At 70.1% G+C, this 15,520-nt stretch carries 12 protein-coding genes and 2 pseudogenes; 5 read left to right on the top strand and 9 right to left on the bottom strand.

Annotated features, from left to right (window positions below; translation table 11 throughout):
• Window positions 1-17: 17 nt before the first annotated feature.
• From ACTWQC_RS14480 to ACTWQC_RS14505, 6 genes are read right to left on the bottom strand one after another with little or no spacing between them, the layout of a single operon-like run.
• Window positions 18-1,211: a 4-hydroxybenzoate 3-monooxygenase gene (locus ACTWQC_RS14480; protein ID WP_443316059.1), complete on the bottom strand. Its 1,194-nt coding sequence runs from the start codon at window positions 1,209-1,211 to the stop codon at window positions 18-20.
• Entirely contained in the window at window positions 1,211-2,377 is a 1,167-nt protein-coding gene (gene pcaDC / locus ACTWQC_RS14485) for a bifunctional 3-oxoadipate enol-lactonase/4-carboxymuconolactone decarboxylase PcaDC (RefSeq protein ID WP_443316060.1), read from the bottom strand. Before pcaDC ends, ACTWQC_RS14480 begins: the two co-directional genes overlap by 1 nt.
• A complete protein-coding gene (gene pcaB / locus ACTWQC_RS14490) occupies window positions 2,374-3,786 on the bottom strand; it encodes a 3-carboxy-cis,cis-muconate cycloisomerase (protein WP_443316061.1) in 1,413 nt (470 codons plus the stop codon). Before pcaB ends, pcaDC begins: the two co-directional genes overlap by 4 nt.
• Window positions 3,773-4,390 (bottom strand): protocatechuate 3,4-dioxygenase subunit alpha, encoded by a 618-nt coding sequence (pcaG, locus tag ACTWQC_RS14495; protein ID WP_443316062.1) that lies wholly within the window; start codon window positions 4,388-4,390, stop codon window positions 3,773-3,775. The genes pcaB and pcaG overlap by 14 nt, the downstream gene beginning before the upstream one ends.
• Window positions 4,390-5,172 (bottom strand): protocatechuate 3,4-dioxygenase subunit beta, encoded by a 783-nt coding sequence (pcaH, locus tag ACTWQC_RS14500; RefSeq protein WP_443316078.1) that lies wholly within the window; start codon window positions 5,170-5,172, stop codon window positions 4,390-4,392. The genes pcaG and pcaH overlap by 1 nt, the downstream gene beginning before the upstream one ends.
• A 12-nt stretch (window positions 5,173-5,184) precedes the next feature.
• Entirely contained in the window at window positions 5,185-6,372 is a 1,188-nt protein-coding gene (locus tag ACTWQC_RS14505) for a thiolase family protein (protein ID WP_443316063.1), read from the bottom strand.
• Between the two features lie 539 nt (window positions 6,373-6,911).
• On the opposite strand from ACTWQC_RS14505, the gene ACTWQC_RS14510 reads away from it, so the two are divergent.
• The 3 genes from ACTWQC_RS14510 to ACTWQC_RS14520 all read left to right on the top strand — a co-directional run bounded on the left by ACTWQC_RS14510 (window position 6,912) and on the right by ACTWQC_RS14520 (window position 10,551).
• Window positions 6,912-8,567, top strand: coding sequence for an IclR family transcriptional regulator domain-containing protein (locus ACTWQC_RS14510; protein WP_443316064.1), 1,656 nt, complete (start codon window positions 6,912-6,914; stop codon window positions 8,565-8,567).
• A gap of 539 nt (window positions 8,568-9,106) precedes the next feature.
• On the top strand, window positions 9,107-9,892 hold the full coding sequence (locus ACTWQC_RS14515) for a CoA transferase subunit A (RefSeq protein WP_443316065.1): 786 nt from the start codon (window positions 9,107-9,109) through the stop codon (window positions 9,890-9,892).
• Entirely contained in the window at window positions 9,889-10,551 is a 663-nt protein-coding gene (locus ACTWQC_RS14520) for a CoA transferase subunit B (protein WP_443316066.1), read from the top strand. The genes ACTWQC_RS14515 and ACTWQC_RS14520 overlap by 4 nt, the downstream gene beginning before the upstream one ends.
• A gap of 1,433 nt (window positions 10,552-11,984) precedes the next feature.
• Here the strand turns inward: ACTWQC_RS14520 and ACTWQC_RS14525 are convergent.
• Window positions 11,985-12,626 (bottom strand): GIY-YIG nuclease family protein, encoded by a 642-nt coding sequence (locus tag ACTWQC_RS14525; protein WP_443316067.1) that lies wholly within the window; start codon window positions 12,624-12,626, stop codon window positions 11,985-11,987.
• Window positions 12,627-12,802: 176 nt separating this feature from the next.
• Between ACTWQC_RS14525 and ACTWQC_RS14530 the strand changes: the two are divergent.
• Window positions 12,803-13,309: pseudogene (locus tag ACTWQC_RS14530) on the top strand (IS701 family transposase); the annotation flags it as partial.
• A 33-nt stretch (window positions 13,310-13,342) separates the two neighbouring features.
• On the opposite strand, the gene ACTWQC_RS14535 reads toward ACTWQC_RS14530, so the two are convergent.
• Window positions 13,343-14,314 carry an alpha/beta fold hydrolase gene (locus tag ACTWQC_RS14535; RefSeq protein ID WP_443316068.1) on the bottom strand — a complete coding sequence of 324 codons (972 nt, stop codon included), beginning with the start codon at window positions 14,312-14,314 and terminating at the stop codon, window positions 13,343-13,345.
• A gap of 433 nt (window positions 14,315-14,747) precedes the next feature.
• Between ACTWQC_RS14535 and ACTWQC_RS14540 the strand changes: the two genes are divergently transcribed.
• Entirely contained in the window at window positions 14,748-15,182 is a 435-nt protein-coding gene (locus ACTWQC_RS14540) for a VOC family protein (RefSeq protein WP_443316069.1), read from the top strand.
• 69 nt (window positions 15,183-15,251) lie between these two features.
• Here the strand turns inward: ACTWQC_RS14540 and ACTWQC_RS14545 are convergent.
• Window positions 15,252-15,401 (bottom strand): annotated as a pseudogene (locus tag ACTWQC_RS14545) (transposase); the annotation flags it as partial.
• Between the last annotated feature and the right edge of the window lie 119 nt (window positions 15,402-15,520).

The following is a 15,520-nucleotide window of genomic DNA, read 5'->3' on the forward strand; positions in this document are numbered from 1 at the left end:
TACCCCCGTGCCGGGGCTCACGCCTCGTGCTGGATCTGTGCGATGGGCAGACCCACATAGTTCTCGGCCAGCTCCGCGGCGGCGTGCCGGGAGGCGGCCACGCGGTCGAGCTGGGCGAGCTGCAACCGGGTCTCGAACGGGGGCTGTTCGGGGTCGGTGTGCAGGGTCGTGGTCATGAAGTACGAGAAGTGCTCGGCCCGCCACACCCGGCGAAGGCAGGTGTCGGAGTACGCGTCGAGCAGGTCGCTGGAAGCGGTTTCCTTCAGCTGAGCGAACGCCCGGGCGAGGACCACGACGTCGGCGACGGCCAGATTGAGGCCTTTGGCGCCGGTGGGCGGGACGATGTGGGCCGCGTCCCCGGCGAGCAGAATCCGGCCGAAGCGCATCGGCTCGGTGACGGAACTGCGCATGGGCAGCACCGACTTGTCGGTGATCGGGCCGCGCTCCAGCTTCCAGTCCCCGTCGACGGCGAACCGCGCGTCGAGTTCGTCCCAGATGCGCTCGTCGGGCCATTCGGCCGGGTCCGTACCGTTGGGGACCTGCAGGTAGAGGCGGCTGACGGTGGTGGATCGCATGCTGTGCAGGGCGAAACCGCGCGGTGAGTGCGCGTAGATCAGCTCGTCGCAGGACGGCGGCACATCGGCGAGGATGCCGAGCCATGAGTACGGGTAAATCCGCTCGTAGTCCCTCCGGGACACGGCCGGGATCGCGGTCCGCGTCACGCCGTGGAAGCCGTCGCAACCGACCACGTAGTCGCAGGTGAGGACCTGGTCGCGGCCCTGGTGGGTGAAGCGGACGAGGGGACGGTCGGTGTCCGCGCCTTCGACGGCCGTCACCTGGGCCTGGAACCGCAGCGGCGTGCTCTCCCGCTCGTGGAGGGCTATCAGGTCCTTGACGACCTCCGTTTGCGCGTAGACCCACACCCGTCGGCCGCCGGTGAGGGAGGGGAAGTCCACGCGGTGGGAACGGCGGTCGAAGCGCAGTTCGATGCCGTCGTGCACGAGACCTTCGCGTTCCAGCCGCTCCCCCGCGCCGCAGGCGCGAAGTGCGTCGACGGTCGCCTGCTCCAGGATGCCCGCACGCTGACGGTGCTCGACGTAGTCGCGGTCCCGACTCTCCAGGATCACGCAGTCGATGCCGGAGCGGCGCAGCAGGCAGCCGAGCAGCAGCCCGGCCGGGCCGCCACCGATGATGCCGACGGTGGTGTGCATCAGTGTTCTTCCTCCTCGAGCGTGCGCTGGGCGACAGCGAACGCGGTGTTGGCTGCGGGGACTCCGCAGTAGACGGCGGTCTGCAGCAGGGCAGCCGCGATCTCCTCCGGACTCAGGCCGTTGTTGACGGCGGCGCGGACGTGCATGGCCAGCTCATCGTGGTGGCCGCGGGCGACCAGCGCGGTGAGGGTGATCAGGCTGCGTTCGCGGCGGGAGAGAGTCGGGTCGGTCCAGATCTCGCCCCAGGCGTAGTCGGTGATGAAGTCCTGGAAGCGTGCGGTGAAGGTGGTGGTCCGCTGCTGGGCGTCGTCGACATGGGCGTCGCCGAGCACCTCGCGGCGGACCGCCATGCCGGCGGCGTGCCGGGTGCCGTGGTCGGCGGGGACCGCGTCGGCACCGAGGTGGACCAGGAGGGCGGCGGTGACGGGTGCGGGACGCTCCACTCCGGCAAGGTGAGCGGCGCCGCCCACCTCGAGCAGACCGGCGCCGGGGATGCGGTCGGCCAGGAGGCGGGCGTGCTCGGGCGGGGTCGCCGGATCCTCCCGCCCGGCGACGATCAGCGTGGGCGCGGTGATGCGGTGCAGCTGGTTCACCAGGTCGTATGCGGCGAGCGCGTCGCAGCAGGCGGCGTAGCCGGTGTTGTCGGCGCTGCGCAGGTCAGCGCGGAGCTGCGCAACGGCCGGGGAGCCGCTGCTCGCGTAGGCGCCGGTGAACCAGACGGTCGGGACGACGGCTTCGGTGCCGTTGGCCCGGACCAGCGTGGCACGTTCGTGCCAGTATTCGGGCTCGCCGAAGCGCGCGGACGAGCAGATCATCGCCAGCGAGGCGATCCGCTCGGGATGGTGCACCGCGAGCCAGGCGCCGACGGCTCCGCCCAGGGAGATGCCTGCATAGGCGAACCGGTCGAGCCCCAGGTGGTCGGCGAGGGCGAGTACCGGTGCGACGAGGTCGGCGACGGTGGTCGCGCCGGGCTCGGTGCTGGGCAGGACGTCGGCGGGGGTGCCGCCGTGGCCGGGCAGGTCGTAGCGGATGACCCGATGGACGCGCGCGAGCTCCGGGACCTGGGGGTCCCAGACGGCGAGCGAGGTGCCGACCGACGGGCCGAGCAGCAGCGGAGGCGCGCCGGGCGGCCCGTCGATGCGGTGGTGGAGGAGCGGAGCGGTCATGGTGACGGATCGGCTTTCAGGGGACGGTTCAGGCCGCGGTCGGTGAGCGCGGCGGCGGAGCCCGTATATGCGGCGGAGTCGGCGAGGTCGCGGAGCCGCTCTTCGCCGATCCAGCCCGTGAGGGCGGGGGCGTCTGCGAGCACGTCGGCGAGCCGCAGGCCGTCCTCGGCGGCCCGGCGGGCGGCGTCGGTGAGCAGCCGCCGGGCCTCGCCGCGGCCGATCAGGGCAGTGAGGGCCGCGGCGAGACGTTCAGAGATGACAAGCCCGCCGGTGGCATCGAGGTTGGCGCGCATCCTCTCCGGCCGGACGCGCAGCCCAGCGGCGAGCTCGGCGGCGGCCCGTGTGGCGCCGCCGACCAGGCGCAGCGCCTCGCGCAGCGTCTGCCACTCGGCGTGCCAGGCCCCGCTGGGCCGTTCGTCCTCGGCGGCCATGGAGGCATACAACACACAGGTGAGCGAGGGAAGTTGGCGGGCGGCGGAGGCGATCAACGCGGAGCGTACCGGGTTTGCCTTGTGCGGCATGGCCGATGATCCTCCGCCCGTGCCCTCGGCGACTTCGGCGATCTCGGTACGGGAGAGCACCAGCACGTCGGCGGCGAGCTTGCCGAGCGCACCCGCAGTGAATGCCAGCGCGGCGGCGAGGTCGGCGATCGGGGCGCGCAGCGTGTGCCAGGGCAGACGCGGTTGGGCGAGCCCGGTTTCGACGGCGTAGGCCTCGAGCAGCCGCAGGCCGATCCCGCTGCTGTCCAGCCCGTCGGCTTCGGCGTAGGCGTGGAACGCTGCAAGCGTGCCTGCCGCACCGCCGAGTTGGGCGGGGAGGCTGTCCCGTGCCGCGGACAGCCGGTCGTGGGAGTCGAGGAGGAGGCTGTGCCAGCCGGCCGCCTTGAGCCCGAAGGTGGTGGGGACGGCGTGCTGCGTGAGAGTACGCCCAGCCATCGGTGTGCCACGGTGTGCCGCGGCGAGTCCGGCGAGCGCTGCCGCCGTGTGCTCGAGGTCGCCCAGGACCGGCCCGAGGGTACGCCGGGCGACCAGCATGGTCGCCGTGTCGAGGATGTCCTGGCTCGTGGCTCCCCGGTGCACGAAGGGCGCCGCCTGCGGGTCCTGGGTCATAACGGCCGCGGTCAGATCGGCGACCAGGGGAATCACCGGGTTGCCGCTCAAGCGGGCGCGCAGTGCGAGGTCGCGTGCGTCGAAGGCCCCGGCCCGCGCGGCTGAGGTCACCGCCTCGGCCGCCGAGGCCGAGGCGAGACCGACGACGGCTTGGGCGCGCGTCAGCGCGGCCTCCGCATCGAGCATGGCCTGGAGGAAGGCCGCATCACCGGTGGCCTCTTCGGCGCCCGAACCGACGCGGACCGGGGAGAGCAGGCCGAGATCAGCTGCGGAATCAGGCTGGTTGTCAGGCGAAGTCAAGGAAGACCGTCTCCTCGTGCGTGTCGGCCCCCTGCAAGTGGATGTCGAAGCGCAGCTGCCGTTCGTCTTCCGGGGCGGCGATGAGCGTGGTGCGCCGCCTCGGCTCGAGAGCGGACAGCAGCGGGTCGTTCGGGGCGTCGGCGAGGTAGGCGCGGGTGAACAGGTGGTGCAGCAGGCCGCGGGCGAAGACGCACACCGACAGGTAGGGCGCTCCTCCCGGCGGCAGCGTGCGGAGGGTGTAGTGCCCGTCGGCGTCGGTGGGAACGCGGCCGAAGCCGGTGAAGTCCGCCCCGTGGCGGCCTATCACGGCGCCGGTGACCGGATCGCGGCGCAGCGTGCCGGGGGCGCCGGTGCGTGAGCCGTCCGGGGCGGGCTGCCAGAACTCCAGCAGCGCGTCGGGGACCGGGTTGCTCGCGCCGTCGTAGACCCGCCCATGCAGAGTGATCGCGTCCGGGTGCCCGGCGGGGACGATGTCGGCCCCGCCGGTGAATGGCAGCGCGTAGCCGAAGAACGGGCCGACGGTCTGCGAGGCGGTGGGGGGCAGCGCGGAGGCGCGGCGTGCGGCGCCTCCGGCGAAGGTGGTGGTGGGAGCAGGACGGGACATCAGCGGCCCTCCTCGATCCAGGTGGCGGCGGGGCCGTCCAGGACGATGTCCCAGCGGTAGCCCAGTGACCACTCCGGTACCGACAGGGCATGGTCGTAATCGGCGACCAGTCGCTGCCGGGCGGCCTCGTCGGTGACCGACTGGAGGATCGGGTCGTAGAGGAAGAGTGGATCACCGGGAAAGTACATCTGCGTCACGAGCCTTTGGGTGAACGCCGTACCGAAGAAGGAGAAGTGGATGTGCGCCGGGCGCCAGGCGCCTGTGTGGTTGCGCCACGGGTAGGCGCCAGGCTTGATCGTCGTGAAGTGGTAGCGGCCCTCGTCGTCGGTCAGGCAGCGGCCTGCGCCGGTGAAGTTGGGGTCCAGCGGAGCGGGGTGCTGGTCGCGCTGGTGGGCATAGCGGCCGGACGCGTTGGCCTGCCAGATCTCCACCAGCTGGCCGCGTACCGGTCGTCCGTCCCGGTCCAAGACCCGGCCGGTGACGGTGATCCGCTCGCCCAGTGGTTCCCCGTTGTGCCGGCGCGTCAGGTCGGAGTCGAGCTCGGTGATGTCGGTGATGCCGAAGACCGGTCCCGTAAACTCCACCGCTTCCGGGTCGCTCAAGGCCACCAGCGGCTGCTTGGGATGGCGCAGGAGGCTGCTGCGGTAGGGCCGGTAGTCGCGGGACGGCTGGTGCTGCGCAGGCGCGCCGTCAGCGCGGCGCTTGACGTACGCCGCACGCGCGTCGGCGATCTCGGCGCTGATCTGCTCCTGCGTCTCGGCGGCCGCCGGCCGGGCTGGGATGGTCACGGCGATCTACCTTTCCAGTACGAGGGCGAGGCCCTGGCCGACGCCGATGCACAGCGCTGCCATGCCCGTTCCGGAGCCCTTGGCGGCGAGCTGGTGGGCGACCGCGCCGGTGATGCGGGCGCCCGAGGCGCCGAGCGGGTGCCCGATCGCAACAGCGCCGCCGCGCGGGTTGAGGACGTCCGGATCGAGTTCGGGCCATTCGGCGAGGCAGCCGAGTGCCTGGGCGGCGAACGCCTCGTTGAGTTCGAAGACATCGAGGTCGGTGAAGCCGCGGCCGGCCCTGGCGAGCGCGCGCTGCGCGGCCTCGACCGGGCCGAGGCCGAAGTACTGCGGCTGGATGCCGGTGACGGCCGAGGCGCGGACACGGGCGAGCGGCTCGCGGCCGGTGGCCTTCAGCCCCTCCTCGTCGACGAGAAGCAGGGCGGCGGCGCCGTCGTTGAGCGGGGAGGAGTTGCCCGCGGTGACCGTCCCGCCCTTGCGGAAGACCGGCTTGAGTTCGGCAAGCGCCTCCATCGACGTACTGTCGCGGACGCACTCGTCCCGGATGAGTTCCGCGCCTTCGTATTGCACCACCTCGGCGTCGTAGGCGCCCTCCTTCCAGGCGCGGGCCGCCTTCTGGTGACTGGCGAGGGCGAAGGCGTCCTGCCGCTCGCGGGTGATGTGGTGCTTGTCGGCGATGAGCTCGGCGCCCTCACCGAGGCTCACGGTCCACGCGCCGGGCATCGCCGGGTTGACCATGCGCCAGCCGAGAGTCGTCGAGTACAGCTCCTGGTGGCCGGCCGGAAAGGCCGCCTCCGGTTTGCGCAGGACCCACGGCGCCCTGCTCATCGACTCCACGCCGCCCGCCAATGCGATGGACGCGCTGCCGACGGCGATGGCGCGAGCCGCCTGGATGACAGCTTCCAGGCCGGAGCCGCAGAGCCGGTTGACGGTGGTGCCGGGTACCGTCACCGGCAGCCCCGCCAGCAGCACGGCGATCCGGGCAACGTCACGGTTCTCCTCACCGGCACCGTTGGCGTTGCCGAAGAAGACGTCGTCGATCCGCGCCGGATCCAGCTGCGGGGTACGCGCCGCGAGGGACCGTACGACATGGGCCGCCAGGTCGTCGGGGCGCACACCCGACAGTGCACCGCCGTACTTGCCGATCGGGGTGCGTACCGCGTCCACCACGTATACGTCGCGCAGCGTCGTCATCGTCTTCCTTCAAGGGATCTGGTCAGGCGGTCTTGAGAGCGGGCAGTGCTGTCAGTTCGTCCTCGGTGGGCAGGGCTGTCGTGCCGACGGCGCCGGATCTCCGGCTGCCCGCCCGTGGTGGCGCGCACCTGCTCGGCCGTGGCGCAGGATGGAGCTTCCGGTGAGGACGCGTTCGGCGGTGGGGCCCCGGCCACGCAGACCGAGCCGCCGGGCCGCCCGGCCCGGAGCGTGGCCGGCGGTGGTGAGGATGCGGGTCAGGCCCCACTGCACGTTGCCCGGCCGGTCGGACCCCTGGATGTCGGCGGGGAAGCCCGGGAGCGACGGTGTCGCCGTCGTGAATCAGGTCCACGACAGTGCCGCGCAGGGAGCGGATGGAAGCCATGTCTCTCGTCGGTGTCGTCGGTGTTCGTGAGCAGGTGGTTCGCGTTGCGAACTCTAATTCATTATCATGGGACTGAAGCTTGCTCTGGACATAAGGCCTTGTCAATGCCGGATTACCGATAGGTTCCGGTAAGAGCCCGGACGGTGGGGAGCCCCTGATGACCACGACCGACACGCTGACGCCGCCGCAGGAGGCGGTACGCCCGCTGATCCGCGGAGTCACTGTGCTCCGCGCCCTGGCCGCGGCCGGCGGGCGGCGCAGCGTCGGGGATCTGGTGCGCGACGCCGCTCTGGCCCGCTCGACCGTCGACCGGTCGCTCAGCACGCTGCAGCGGATGGGCTATCTACGGCTGGAAGGCCGGGACGCGGTACTCACCCCACGGCTGATGGAGGTCGGGAACGCCTACCTCGCCGCCTGCCGCCTGCCCGGCCTGCTCGGATCGTCGGCCGACCGGCTCGCCGACCGCCTGGACGAGTCGGTGTCGCTGGCGGTACCGGACGGGGACGGGGTGCGCTTCGTCCATCAGGTGCACCGGCGCCGCGCCATGTCGATCGCCTTCCGGATCGGCGACCTGCTCCCGGCCGAACGCTGCGCGCCCGGAGCGCTCTTCGCCGCGGACTGGGAAGCAGGCGACTGGGACCGCTGGGAGCGGCGACGGGCTTCCGACCCGGAAGACACCCGCTTCCCGGTCGTACCGCCCGGCGACGAAAGCGCGGCCGCGTCCTTCGCCGACCGTACGGCCGCTGCCCGCGAGCGCGGCTGGTCACTGGACGACCAGCTCATCGAACCCGGACTGGTAGCCATCGCCGCACCGGTACGGGACGCCGACGGCCGAACGGTGTGCTCGGTGAGTGTGGTCAGCCACACCAGCCGGCACAGCCCGCAGTCGCTGCGCGAGGCGGTGCTGCCGCCGCTGCGCGAGACCGTCGACGCGATGAAGGATGCCCTGCAACGACCGGTGGCCCCCGCCGCTCCCGCCGACGACGCCGCCGACGCCGCCGCCTGGACCCGCGCCTCCAAGCAGGAACTCGGCCCGGAGTTCGTGGAGTCGCTCGCTCGCGGGCTCGCCGTACTGAGCGCCTTCACCGAGGGACGCGAGGCGCTGCCACTCACCGCCGTCGCCGAGGCGACCGGCCTCGCCCGGGCCACCGCCCGCCGCGCCCTGATCACCTTGCAGCACCTCGGCTACATGACCTCGCACGACGGGCTGTTCAGCCCGACCCCGCGCGTGCTCGAGCTGGGCTTCCCGCAGCTGTCCAGGCTGACACTTCCCGAGATCGCCGAGCCGCACCTGGCCGAGCTGGTGGCCCGGGTGCACGACTCGGCGTCCATGGCCGTCCTGGACGGGGACGACATCCTCTACGTGGCACGGGTACCGACGGTCCGGATCATGAGCGTCAACGTCGCGCTCGGCTCCCGGTTCCCGGCGTACGCCACCTCCCTGGGCCGCGTCCTGCTCGCGGGCCTGCCCCCGGCCGAGCGGACCGCCCGGCTCGAGCGCGCCAGCCCCAAGCCGATCACCCGGCACACCATCACCGATCCACGCGAGCTGGCCGACGTACTCGACCGGGTCGACCGGGAGGGGCACGCGCTGGTGGACGAGGAGCTGGAGGAGGGTCTGCGCTCCATCGCCGTGCCGGTGCATGACCGGACGGGGCGCGTGGTCGCCGCCGTCAACGTCGCGCTTCACGCGGGGCGATACCCCGCCGAGCAGTCGCTCCGGGAACTGCTGCCGCATCTGCGGGAGGCGGCAGCAGCTGTTGAAGCGGACCTGCGGGTGGCTGGACGTTTCGCGCGGATTCGGAACGCATAACGACCTTCTGGGCACGTCCTCAGACGACAGGTACGCGGGTGAAGCGGCTGGCGATACGCAGGTCGGCCTCGATGCGTTCTCCCTTGGTACGGAGTTCCGGCAGGACGTCGGGACGTCGGCGAGGCACTTCCACACTACGGCGGCTGCTGTGCATCGCGACGTTCACAGCCGCCACAGCAGCCCCCCGTACGGCCATGGACCGGCACGGCGATGGAGCGCAGACCCAGCAGCCAGATGCGGCAAGGCGATCTGCGGGAGCGTCACCCGCGAGAGCAGCGGATAACCGAGTGCCAATACCTTCGGCGTGAGCCGGAAGAGCCGCTCCCCCGACGTGACGTACCCGAGGGCTCTCCGGGTGGAGCCTTGGGCAACCGTATCAATGCCGCTGAGTGGTGATCGGGGGCCGGGGCGTGTGCCATTCGTGCGGTACCCGGACGTTGACATGCACGCCAAGCCTGGGCGACACTGGCATAAGTGAACTTCAATTCACCTAGCGAACTACCTGTCGAGTTCCGCAGCATGTGCCAAAGGACCCCTCCATGGACAAGGTCATACAGACCGCCGCCGAAGCGGTCGGTGACATATCCGATCATGCGTCACTCGCCGTGGGCGGCTTCGGCCTGAGCGGTGTGCCCCATGTATTGATCGAGGCGGTGTACGCGCGCGGTGCCGGCGGCCTGAGCGTGGTCTCCAACAACTGCGGGGTGGACGGCAGAGGACTGGGCATTCTGCTCGCGGCGGGCCGGATCGCCCGGGTCACCGGTTCGTACATCGGTGACAACAAGGAGTTCGCCCGCCAGTACCTTGGCGGCGAGCTGGAGGTCGAGCTCGTGCCGCAGGGCACGCTCGCCGAGCGACTGCGGGCCGGGGGCTGCGGCATTCCCGCCTTCTACACCCCGGCCGGGGTGGGAACCCAGGTCGCCGACGGCGGACTGCCCCGGCGCTACGCCCCCGACGGATCGGCGGCGCTCGTCTCCCCGGCGAAGGAGATCCGTACGTTCGGCGGGCGTGATCACGTCCTGGAACACAGCGTCACCACGGACTTCGCGCTGGTGCGGGCTGCGAGAGGCGACCGGCACGGCAACCTCGTCTTCAACAAGGCCGCCCGCAACTTCAATCCGCTGGCCGCGATGGCTGGGCGGGTGACGATCGCCGAAGTGGAGGAGCTGGTCGAGCCGGGCGAGCTCGATCCGGATGCGATCCACGTACCCGGCGTCTTCGTCCAGCGCTTGATCGTCCTCACGCGTGAACAGTCCCTCGACAAGGGCATCGAACGGCGCACCATTTCTGCACCTGACGAACGAGGGACGGTACGAGACCGATGAGTTGGACCCGCGACGAAATGGCTGCCCGCGCGGCCGCCGAGCTGAGCGACGGCTCATATGTCAATCTCGGGATCGGGCTGCCCACGCGAGTACCCAACTTCCTTCCCGAAGAGGTGAATGTGGTGCTGCACTCCGAGAACGGCATCCTCGGTGTAGGACCGTACCCCTTGGCGGACCGAGTCGACCCCGACCTGATCAACGCAGGCAAGGAAACCGTCAGCGTCTTGCCCGGCGCCACGTTCTTCGATTCCGCCCTCTCGTTCGGAATGATCCGCGGGGGCCACATCGACGTCGCGATCCTCGGCGCCATGCAGGTGTCCGCGACCGGCGACCTGGCAAACTGGTCCATCCCCGGAAAGATGATCAAGGGCATGGGGGGAGCCATGGACCTGGTCCACGGCGCCCGCCGGGTGATCGTCCTGACGGACCACACCTCCAAGGACGGCTCCCCGAAGCTCGTCGAGGAATGCACCCTGCCGCTGACCGGCAGAGCGTGTGTGCACCGGGTCATCACCGACCTCGGCGTGCTGGACGTGACAGGCGACGGCCTGGTCCTCGTCGAGACCGCGCCCGGAGTCACCCCCGACGAGGTACTGGAGCGGACAGGGGCATCCGTCCGTGTCCCCTCCGCTCCCGAACCGCACGGGGAGCAGTCATGACCGAACTGTTCGTCCGTGCGCATATCGGGAGATGAAGCGGGTGTTGTCGCGGGCGGCCGACCAGGGCGTCGTGCCCGACGGCTCTGGTGGACCCCAGCCGCGGAGCCGCCTTGGGGAGAGGGCACCGCGGCCCGGGACTCACCCGTCGTCCGCGGCGGTTGCAGCGGCCGCTGCCGAGTTCGGTGGTGAGGCATCGACCCGGGTACGTCGTACCGCTCGGCCGCCAACTCGGGCGGCCACTCGGGGCGGCCACTCGGGGCGCCCACTCGGGCGGCCACTCGGGGCGGCCACTCGGGGCGCCCACTCGGGCGGCCACTCGGGGCGGCCACTCGGGGCGGCCACTCGGGGCGGCCACTCGGGCGGCCAGCGGCACGGACCCGATGGCGATGGCACCGAGCAGTCCGGCCATCGCGAAAGCGATAAAGCCCCAGCTCCCGTTGCCGTTCGCCGCGAGGACGCCGCCCAGCCACAGGCCGAGGACCGCGCCGGTGCGGCCGACTCCGGTGACCCAGCGGAGCCCGGGCCGAGGCACAATACGGCGGGCGCGCCTGGGCGGACAGGATGCAGGAGCCATACGCGGTCCGCCATCCAAGCGCAGCAAGCCAGGCACCGTGGTGCTGCCCGAGATATATGGGTGCGAGGCATCACCGGAGGATTCCAGGCGGCACTGAGGCAGCGAGTTGGAGGGGCACACAGCAGAGCCGACACAGCGGGTTCCACCTCTCCACCACAAGCGTCGCCGTCACTTGCTGGCGAACACCACGGTGTCCGATCCACCGTCCGATGATGAAACCAGCGGCGCTCACCGGCTCAGCACAGCCGCCTACAGCGCTCCCAGCTTGGGGAGTCAACAGACAACGGCCATCGACAAGGGGCATTACCTCGCCTTGTTCCGAGCCGACGACTCGGGCAATCGCCCGCCATGTGCCGTGAACTGTGCGCTTGCGCCGCCGACCCCTCGTACCTCGTCCGCCGACCGCTCGACTCGGGCACAGCGATTGGGAGGGGACGTTGATCTTGAAGGAGTCAAGGGCACCTTCAAGAGACAAGGGGCAATTGACTCCCGGCCCCGCCATGCCGCACACACGTCCACCGATCGCGATCGGGCGACGAACGGGGCCCTACGGTTGACGACCACCACCTACCGCCGCGGGGGGACGGCCGGGAACATCGACCGGATCGGGCGCCGGACGATTCGGGCGCCGTTGACACCTTGGGAGCGTGGGAGCACGAGCGCTCCCAGAGGGCTCCCACGTGGGAGCAAACGCACGTACGACAAAGGCCGTTCCCGAATGATCGGAAACGGCCTCTGACCTGCGGCTTCGCAAGTCGGGACGACAGGATTTGAACCTGCGACCCCTTGACCCCCAGCGGTCGACACGGCTGACGCCCTGTTATCGACAGTCCTGCCACGTCCAGCTTGTGGACCGCTGCTACACGGCTCCGCTGGCGCGCCACTCATGGGCATCAGTCTCCTCGTGGAACTCCAGCAGGTGCTCACCAGCGAATCGTTCCAGGGCCATGCGGACTTCAGCGGGGGTAACGTAGAAGAACTCTCGGCGCAGATTGACCCGGTTCACCCAGCGGTCCTCGAACTCCTGGTGGAGGCAGCGCTCCAGCCCGACGGCGTCCTCGCTGAAGATCAGAGCGTGCACGTCGAAGCGGAAGGGAACCGAGGCGTCGCCCAACTCTCTGATTCGGTCCAAAGGTTCTAGCCGCCGAGCCATTCCAATTTTGAACATGCGCTCGCCAAAGGCGCCGAGGCAGCCGACAAAGCATTCTCGCCTGCGTCGTGATCGCCTCTGCATCCGACATGTGCCGCGGCCGTCCCCAGCCGAGGGAGACTGCGGAGCCCAGCGTCGCGCGCGGCCCGGCTCGGATGCAGTATCCAGTCCGTCGGGCACCTCGATCCATAGTTGCCAGCCGGGGGGTGGCGGCCACGCCAGGTCCGGCCGCCACCCTTCAGGAAGTACCCACCCCGGAGGGGGCTGCGGCCACGACGGCGGCGGATTGAAGAGGTAGGCGATGACAGGCGCCCTCCGCGAGGAAAGAAAGAATTGGGCATCCCCCGACATCCAGCATGTCCCATGAGCCCTTCCCGGCAAGGCCGCGCTTCACGACGCTGGAGGTGCTACCTCGGCCCGCAGACCACGATTGCCACTCTTATCTCTTAATTCATCAACTGGAACGGACAATCCCTTCCATACCAATGGCGGACCGCCGCCCAGCTGGCGCGGGATACGCGTGCCGCCGAGATCACCTTCCCGCCGCCGATGTGCCGTTCGTGATCGCCGTCAAACGCCGGCCGCGGCACCTGGGCCTACGGCGACCAAGCGCACACACCCATGGACGCCGCCCTCGAACTCGACTGGTACGGCCCTGACCGGCCCGGCCACTGGACACCGGTCACCCGTTCTGGGGGCACACCGCCACCTGGTGGCCGCGGATGCCGTCTTGGACTTTTCGGGGCTGAACGGGACGACCCGGCTGGTGGTGGCCACCACCGACCCGGCCACCTTGCCGGAGAAAGCCATCTGGTACCTGGCTACAGATCTGCCCCGCCCTGGCTCACCCCGGTGGCAGAGTCCCCCTATCCGCCCGCCAGCTTGGACGAGGTCGTGCGGATCTACGGCATCCGCAACTGGATCGAGCAGAGCTAAAGCAGGTCAAGGACGAACTCGGATGGGCTGATTTCCAGGTCCACTCCGACACTGCGATCCGCCGCCACCAGGCCCTGGTCAACTGCGCCTTCTCCTATGACCCATCACCTAGTGAACTTTAAAAACGGACCCTAGCTTCCCGAACCGTCCCGGGCAGGGGCGGCCACCGACTCGACGGCTTCGACGAGAGCGTCGGCGCCTTCCCAGTTGATCATGTGGCCCGCGCCGGGCACGGTAACCAGCCGCGCACCGCGTATGCCCGCGGCCATCCGTTGCGCGTGGACGGGCGGTGTCGAGCGGTCGTCGGCGCCGACCACGACGACGGTGGGCACGGTGATCTCGCCGAGGCGCGGATAGCGGTCCTCCGCGGCGAAGGCACGCGCCACCGGCAGCAACGGGGCGTGGTCCTGCCGTAGGAAGACATCGCGGTAGACCGAGATCATCGCCGGGGACGGCCGACGGCCGCACTGGGCGGCGCCGAAGAGGAGCGCGCCGGTTCGCGTGCGCATCCAGCGCTGGATGATGCCGGCTCTGATCAGCGGTATCTGCAGCCGGGTCTGCGGCGCGCCGTCGTAGATCCGGCCCGCCCAGGTGGCGACGAGCACCAGGCCGCTCAGGCGCCGGACGACCTCGCCGTGGTCCAGCACCGCACGGATCGCGAGGAAGCCGCCCATGGAGTGGCCCACCAGCACACCGTCCGTGACGTCGAAGTGCTCCAGCACGGCGGCGTAGTCCGCCGCCATGGGTCCGGAGCCGGCGCCGTCACGGCCGAGCGTGGACCGCTCGTGGCCCCGCTGGTCGAAGGCTATGACACGGTGGCCGGCCGATCGCAGTTCCTCCCAGATCAGATTCCACTCCAGCAGTGAGGCGCCGTAGCCGTGGGCGAGCACGACCGCCGGTCCCTCCCCGGCCACGAGAGCCCGCAGCACCGTCCCGTCCGGCCGCGGAATGAACACCTCTTCGCCTTCGGGCTCCCGCGCGAGCCGGTCCAGCGGATACGGATCGGGGTTCCGCGCGATCCGATCGGCGGCGGCCCGTGCCGCCGCCACACCGGCGGCGCCCAGAACGGCGAGGGCGATGCCGCCCGCTCGTATGCCCTTCATCGCATGCCCCTCCCCGAGCGGATGACTACGGGGAGTCTACGCAGCGCGCCCTGAAGGGAACCGGGAATCGCCCCCTTCAGTCGGTCGTCCAAACGAGGACGACCGGTCCCGGCCCGGGGTATGAGCGGGGCCAGCAACTTCCACTCACTATCGGTGAGTTCATGTCGACGCACCCGACCATGAGCCATCACCTAGTGATCTTTGAAGACGGACCCTAAGGGTTGTCCCGCAACTGATCTTGGCATGAAGGTGGTTGGTCAGGACTGGATCCTGGGGACCACTGAGGCGCCCCGCCGCCACGGCCGCGTCGTTCTCGTGGACTGTCCGGTTTGAGACTTGGTGTCCAAGGTGACCCAGGGCGCGACGGGTGGCGGGCGGATCCTCCTGGGGAAATGAGCGGCAGGGTCCCCCTGGTGCGCGGTACGGTGCGCCGATGTCAGCGATCAAGAAGTTCCAAGTCACCTTTGACTGCGCAGAACCTGAGCGTCTCGCTCGTTTCTGGTGCGAGGTGTTGGGGTATGTCATACCGCCGCCACCGGAGGGGTGCGCCACCTGGGACGATTTCAACCGCACCCTGCCTCCTGAGGAGCAGGGTTCATGGTTCGCCTGCAGTGATCCCTCAGGCGTGGGCCCGCGTCTGTACTTCCAGCGCGTCCCCGAAGGCAAGATCGTCAAGAATCGGGTGCATCTCGACGTCCGGGTCGGCACCGGGCTCGTGGGGGACGAGCGCCTCGCCACGCTCGAAGCCGAGTGCGCACGACTGGTCGCGCTCGGCGCCACCCACGTGCAAACGCTGTATGCCGATGAGGAAAACGAGTCGTGCATCCCAATGCTGGACATCGAGGGCAACGAATTCTGTATCGACTGAGCATTCTCCGAGCCGGGGAGGCGGGGAGCCGCCTCCCCTGGGCCTCTCTGGACTCGTATGGGGCGGGAGTTACCCCGTGAGGGCGAGGTTGTGCAGCCGTGCGATGCCGAGCATGGCGTGGTGAACGCCGTCGCCTTTCAGACGGCAGTCGCGAAGGATCTTCCCGTTCTTCATGCGGGCGAAGATGTGCTCGACGCGGGCGCGGATCTTTCGGTGGGAGTCTCAATGATGAAGTCAAGCCGCTTGAGTGACGGGAGGGGCGGAGGTGAAGGTCCGTCCGTCACGCAGCAGCGCCCACAGCACACTCGCTCGGCGGCGGGCCAGCGCGATGACGGCCT

It is taken from the genome of Streptomyces sp. 8N616, assembly GCF_052246385.1.
In the GTDB taxonomy this organism is placed as follows: Bacteria; Actinomycetota; Actinomycetes; order Streptomycetales; family Streptomycetaceae; genus Streptomyces.

Bases quoted from the DNA above. Each gene is read 5' to 3' on its own strand.
- ACTWQC_RS14540 (WP_443316069.1), top strand. From the start codon at position 14,748: ATGTCAGCGATCAAGAAGTTCCAAGTCACCTTTGACTGCGCAGAACCT.
- ACTWQC_RS14480 (WP_443316059.1), bottom strand. From the start codon at position 1,211: ATGCACACCACCGTCGGCATCATCGGTGGCGGCCCGGCCGGGCTGCTG.
- ACTWQC_RS14525 (WP_443316067.1), bottom strand. From the start codon at position 12,626: ATGTCGGGGGATGCCCAATTCTTTCTTTCCTCGCGGAGGGCGCCTGTC.
- ACTWQC_RS14510 (WP_443316064.1), top strand. From the start codon at position 6,912: ATGACCACGACCGACACGCTGACGCCGCCGCAGGAGGCGGTACGCCCG.
- ACTWQC_RS14520 (WP_443316066.1), top strand. From the start codon at position 9,889: ATGAGTTGGACCCGCGACGAAATGGCTGCCCGCGCGGCCGCCGAGCTG.
- ACTWQC_RS14535 (WP_443316068.1), bottom strand. From the start codon at position 14,314: ATGAAGGGCATACGAGCGGGCGGCATCGCCCTCGCCGTTCTGGGCGCC.
- ACTWQC_RS14505 (WP_443316063.1), bottom strand. From the start codon at position 6,372: ATGACGACGCTGCGCGACGTATACGTGGTGGACGCGGTACGCACCCCG.
- pcaG (WP_443316062.1), bottom strand. From the start codon at position 4,390: ATGTCCCGTCCTGCTCCCACCACCACCTTCGCCGGAGGCGCCGCACGC.
- ACTWQC_RS14515 (WP_443316065.1), top strand. From the start codon at position 9,107: ATGGACAAGGTCATACAGACCGCCGCCGAAGCGGTCGGTGACATATCC.
- pcaDC (WP_443316060.1), bottom strand. From the start codon at position 2,377: ATGACCGCTCCGCTCCTCCACCACCGCATCGACGGGCCGCCCGGCGCG.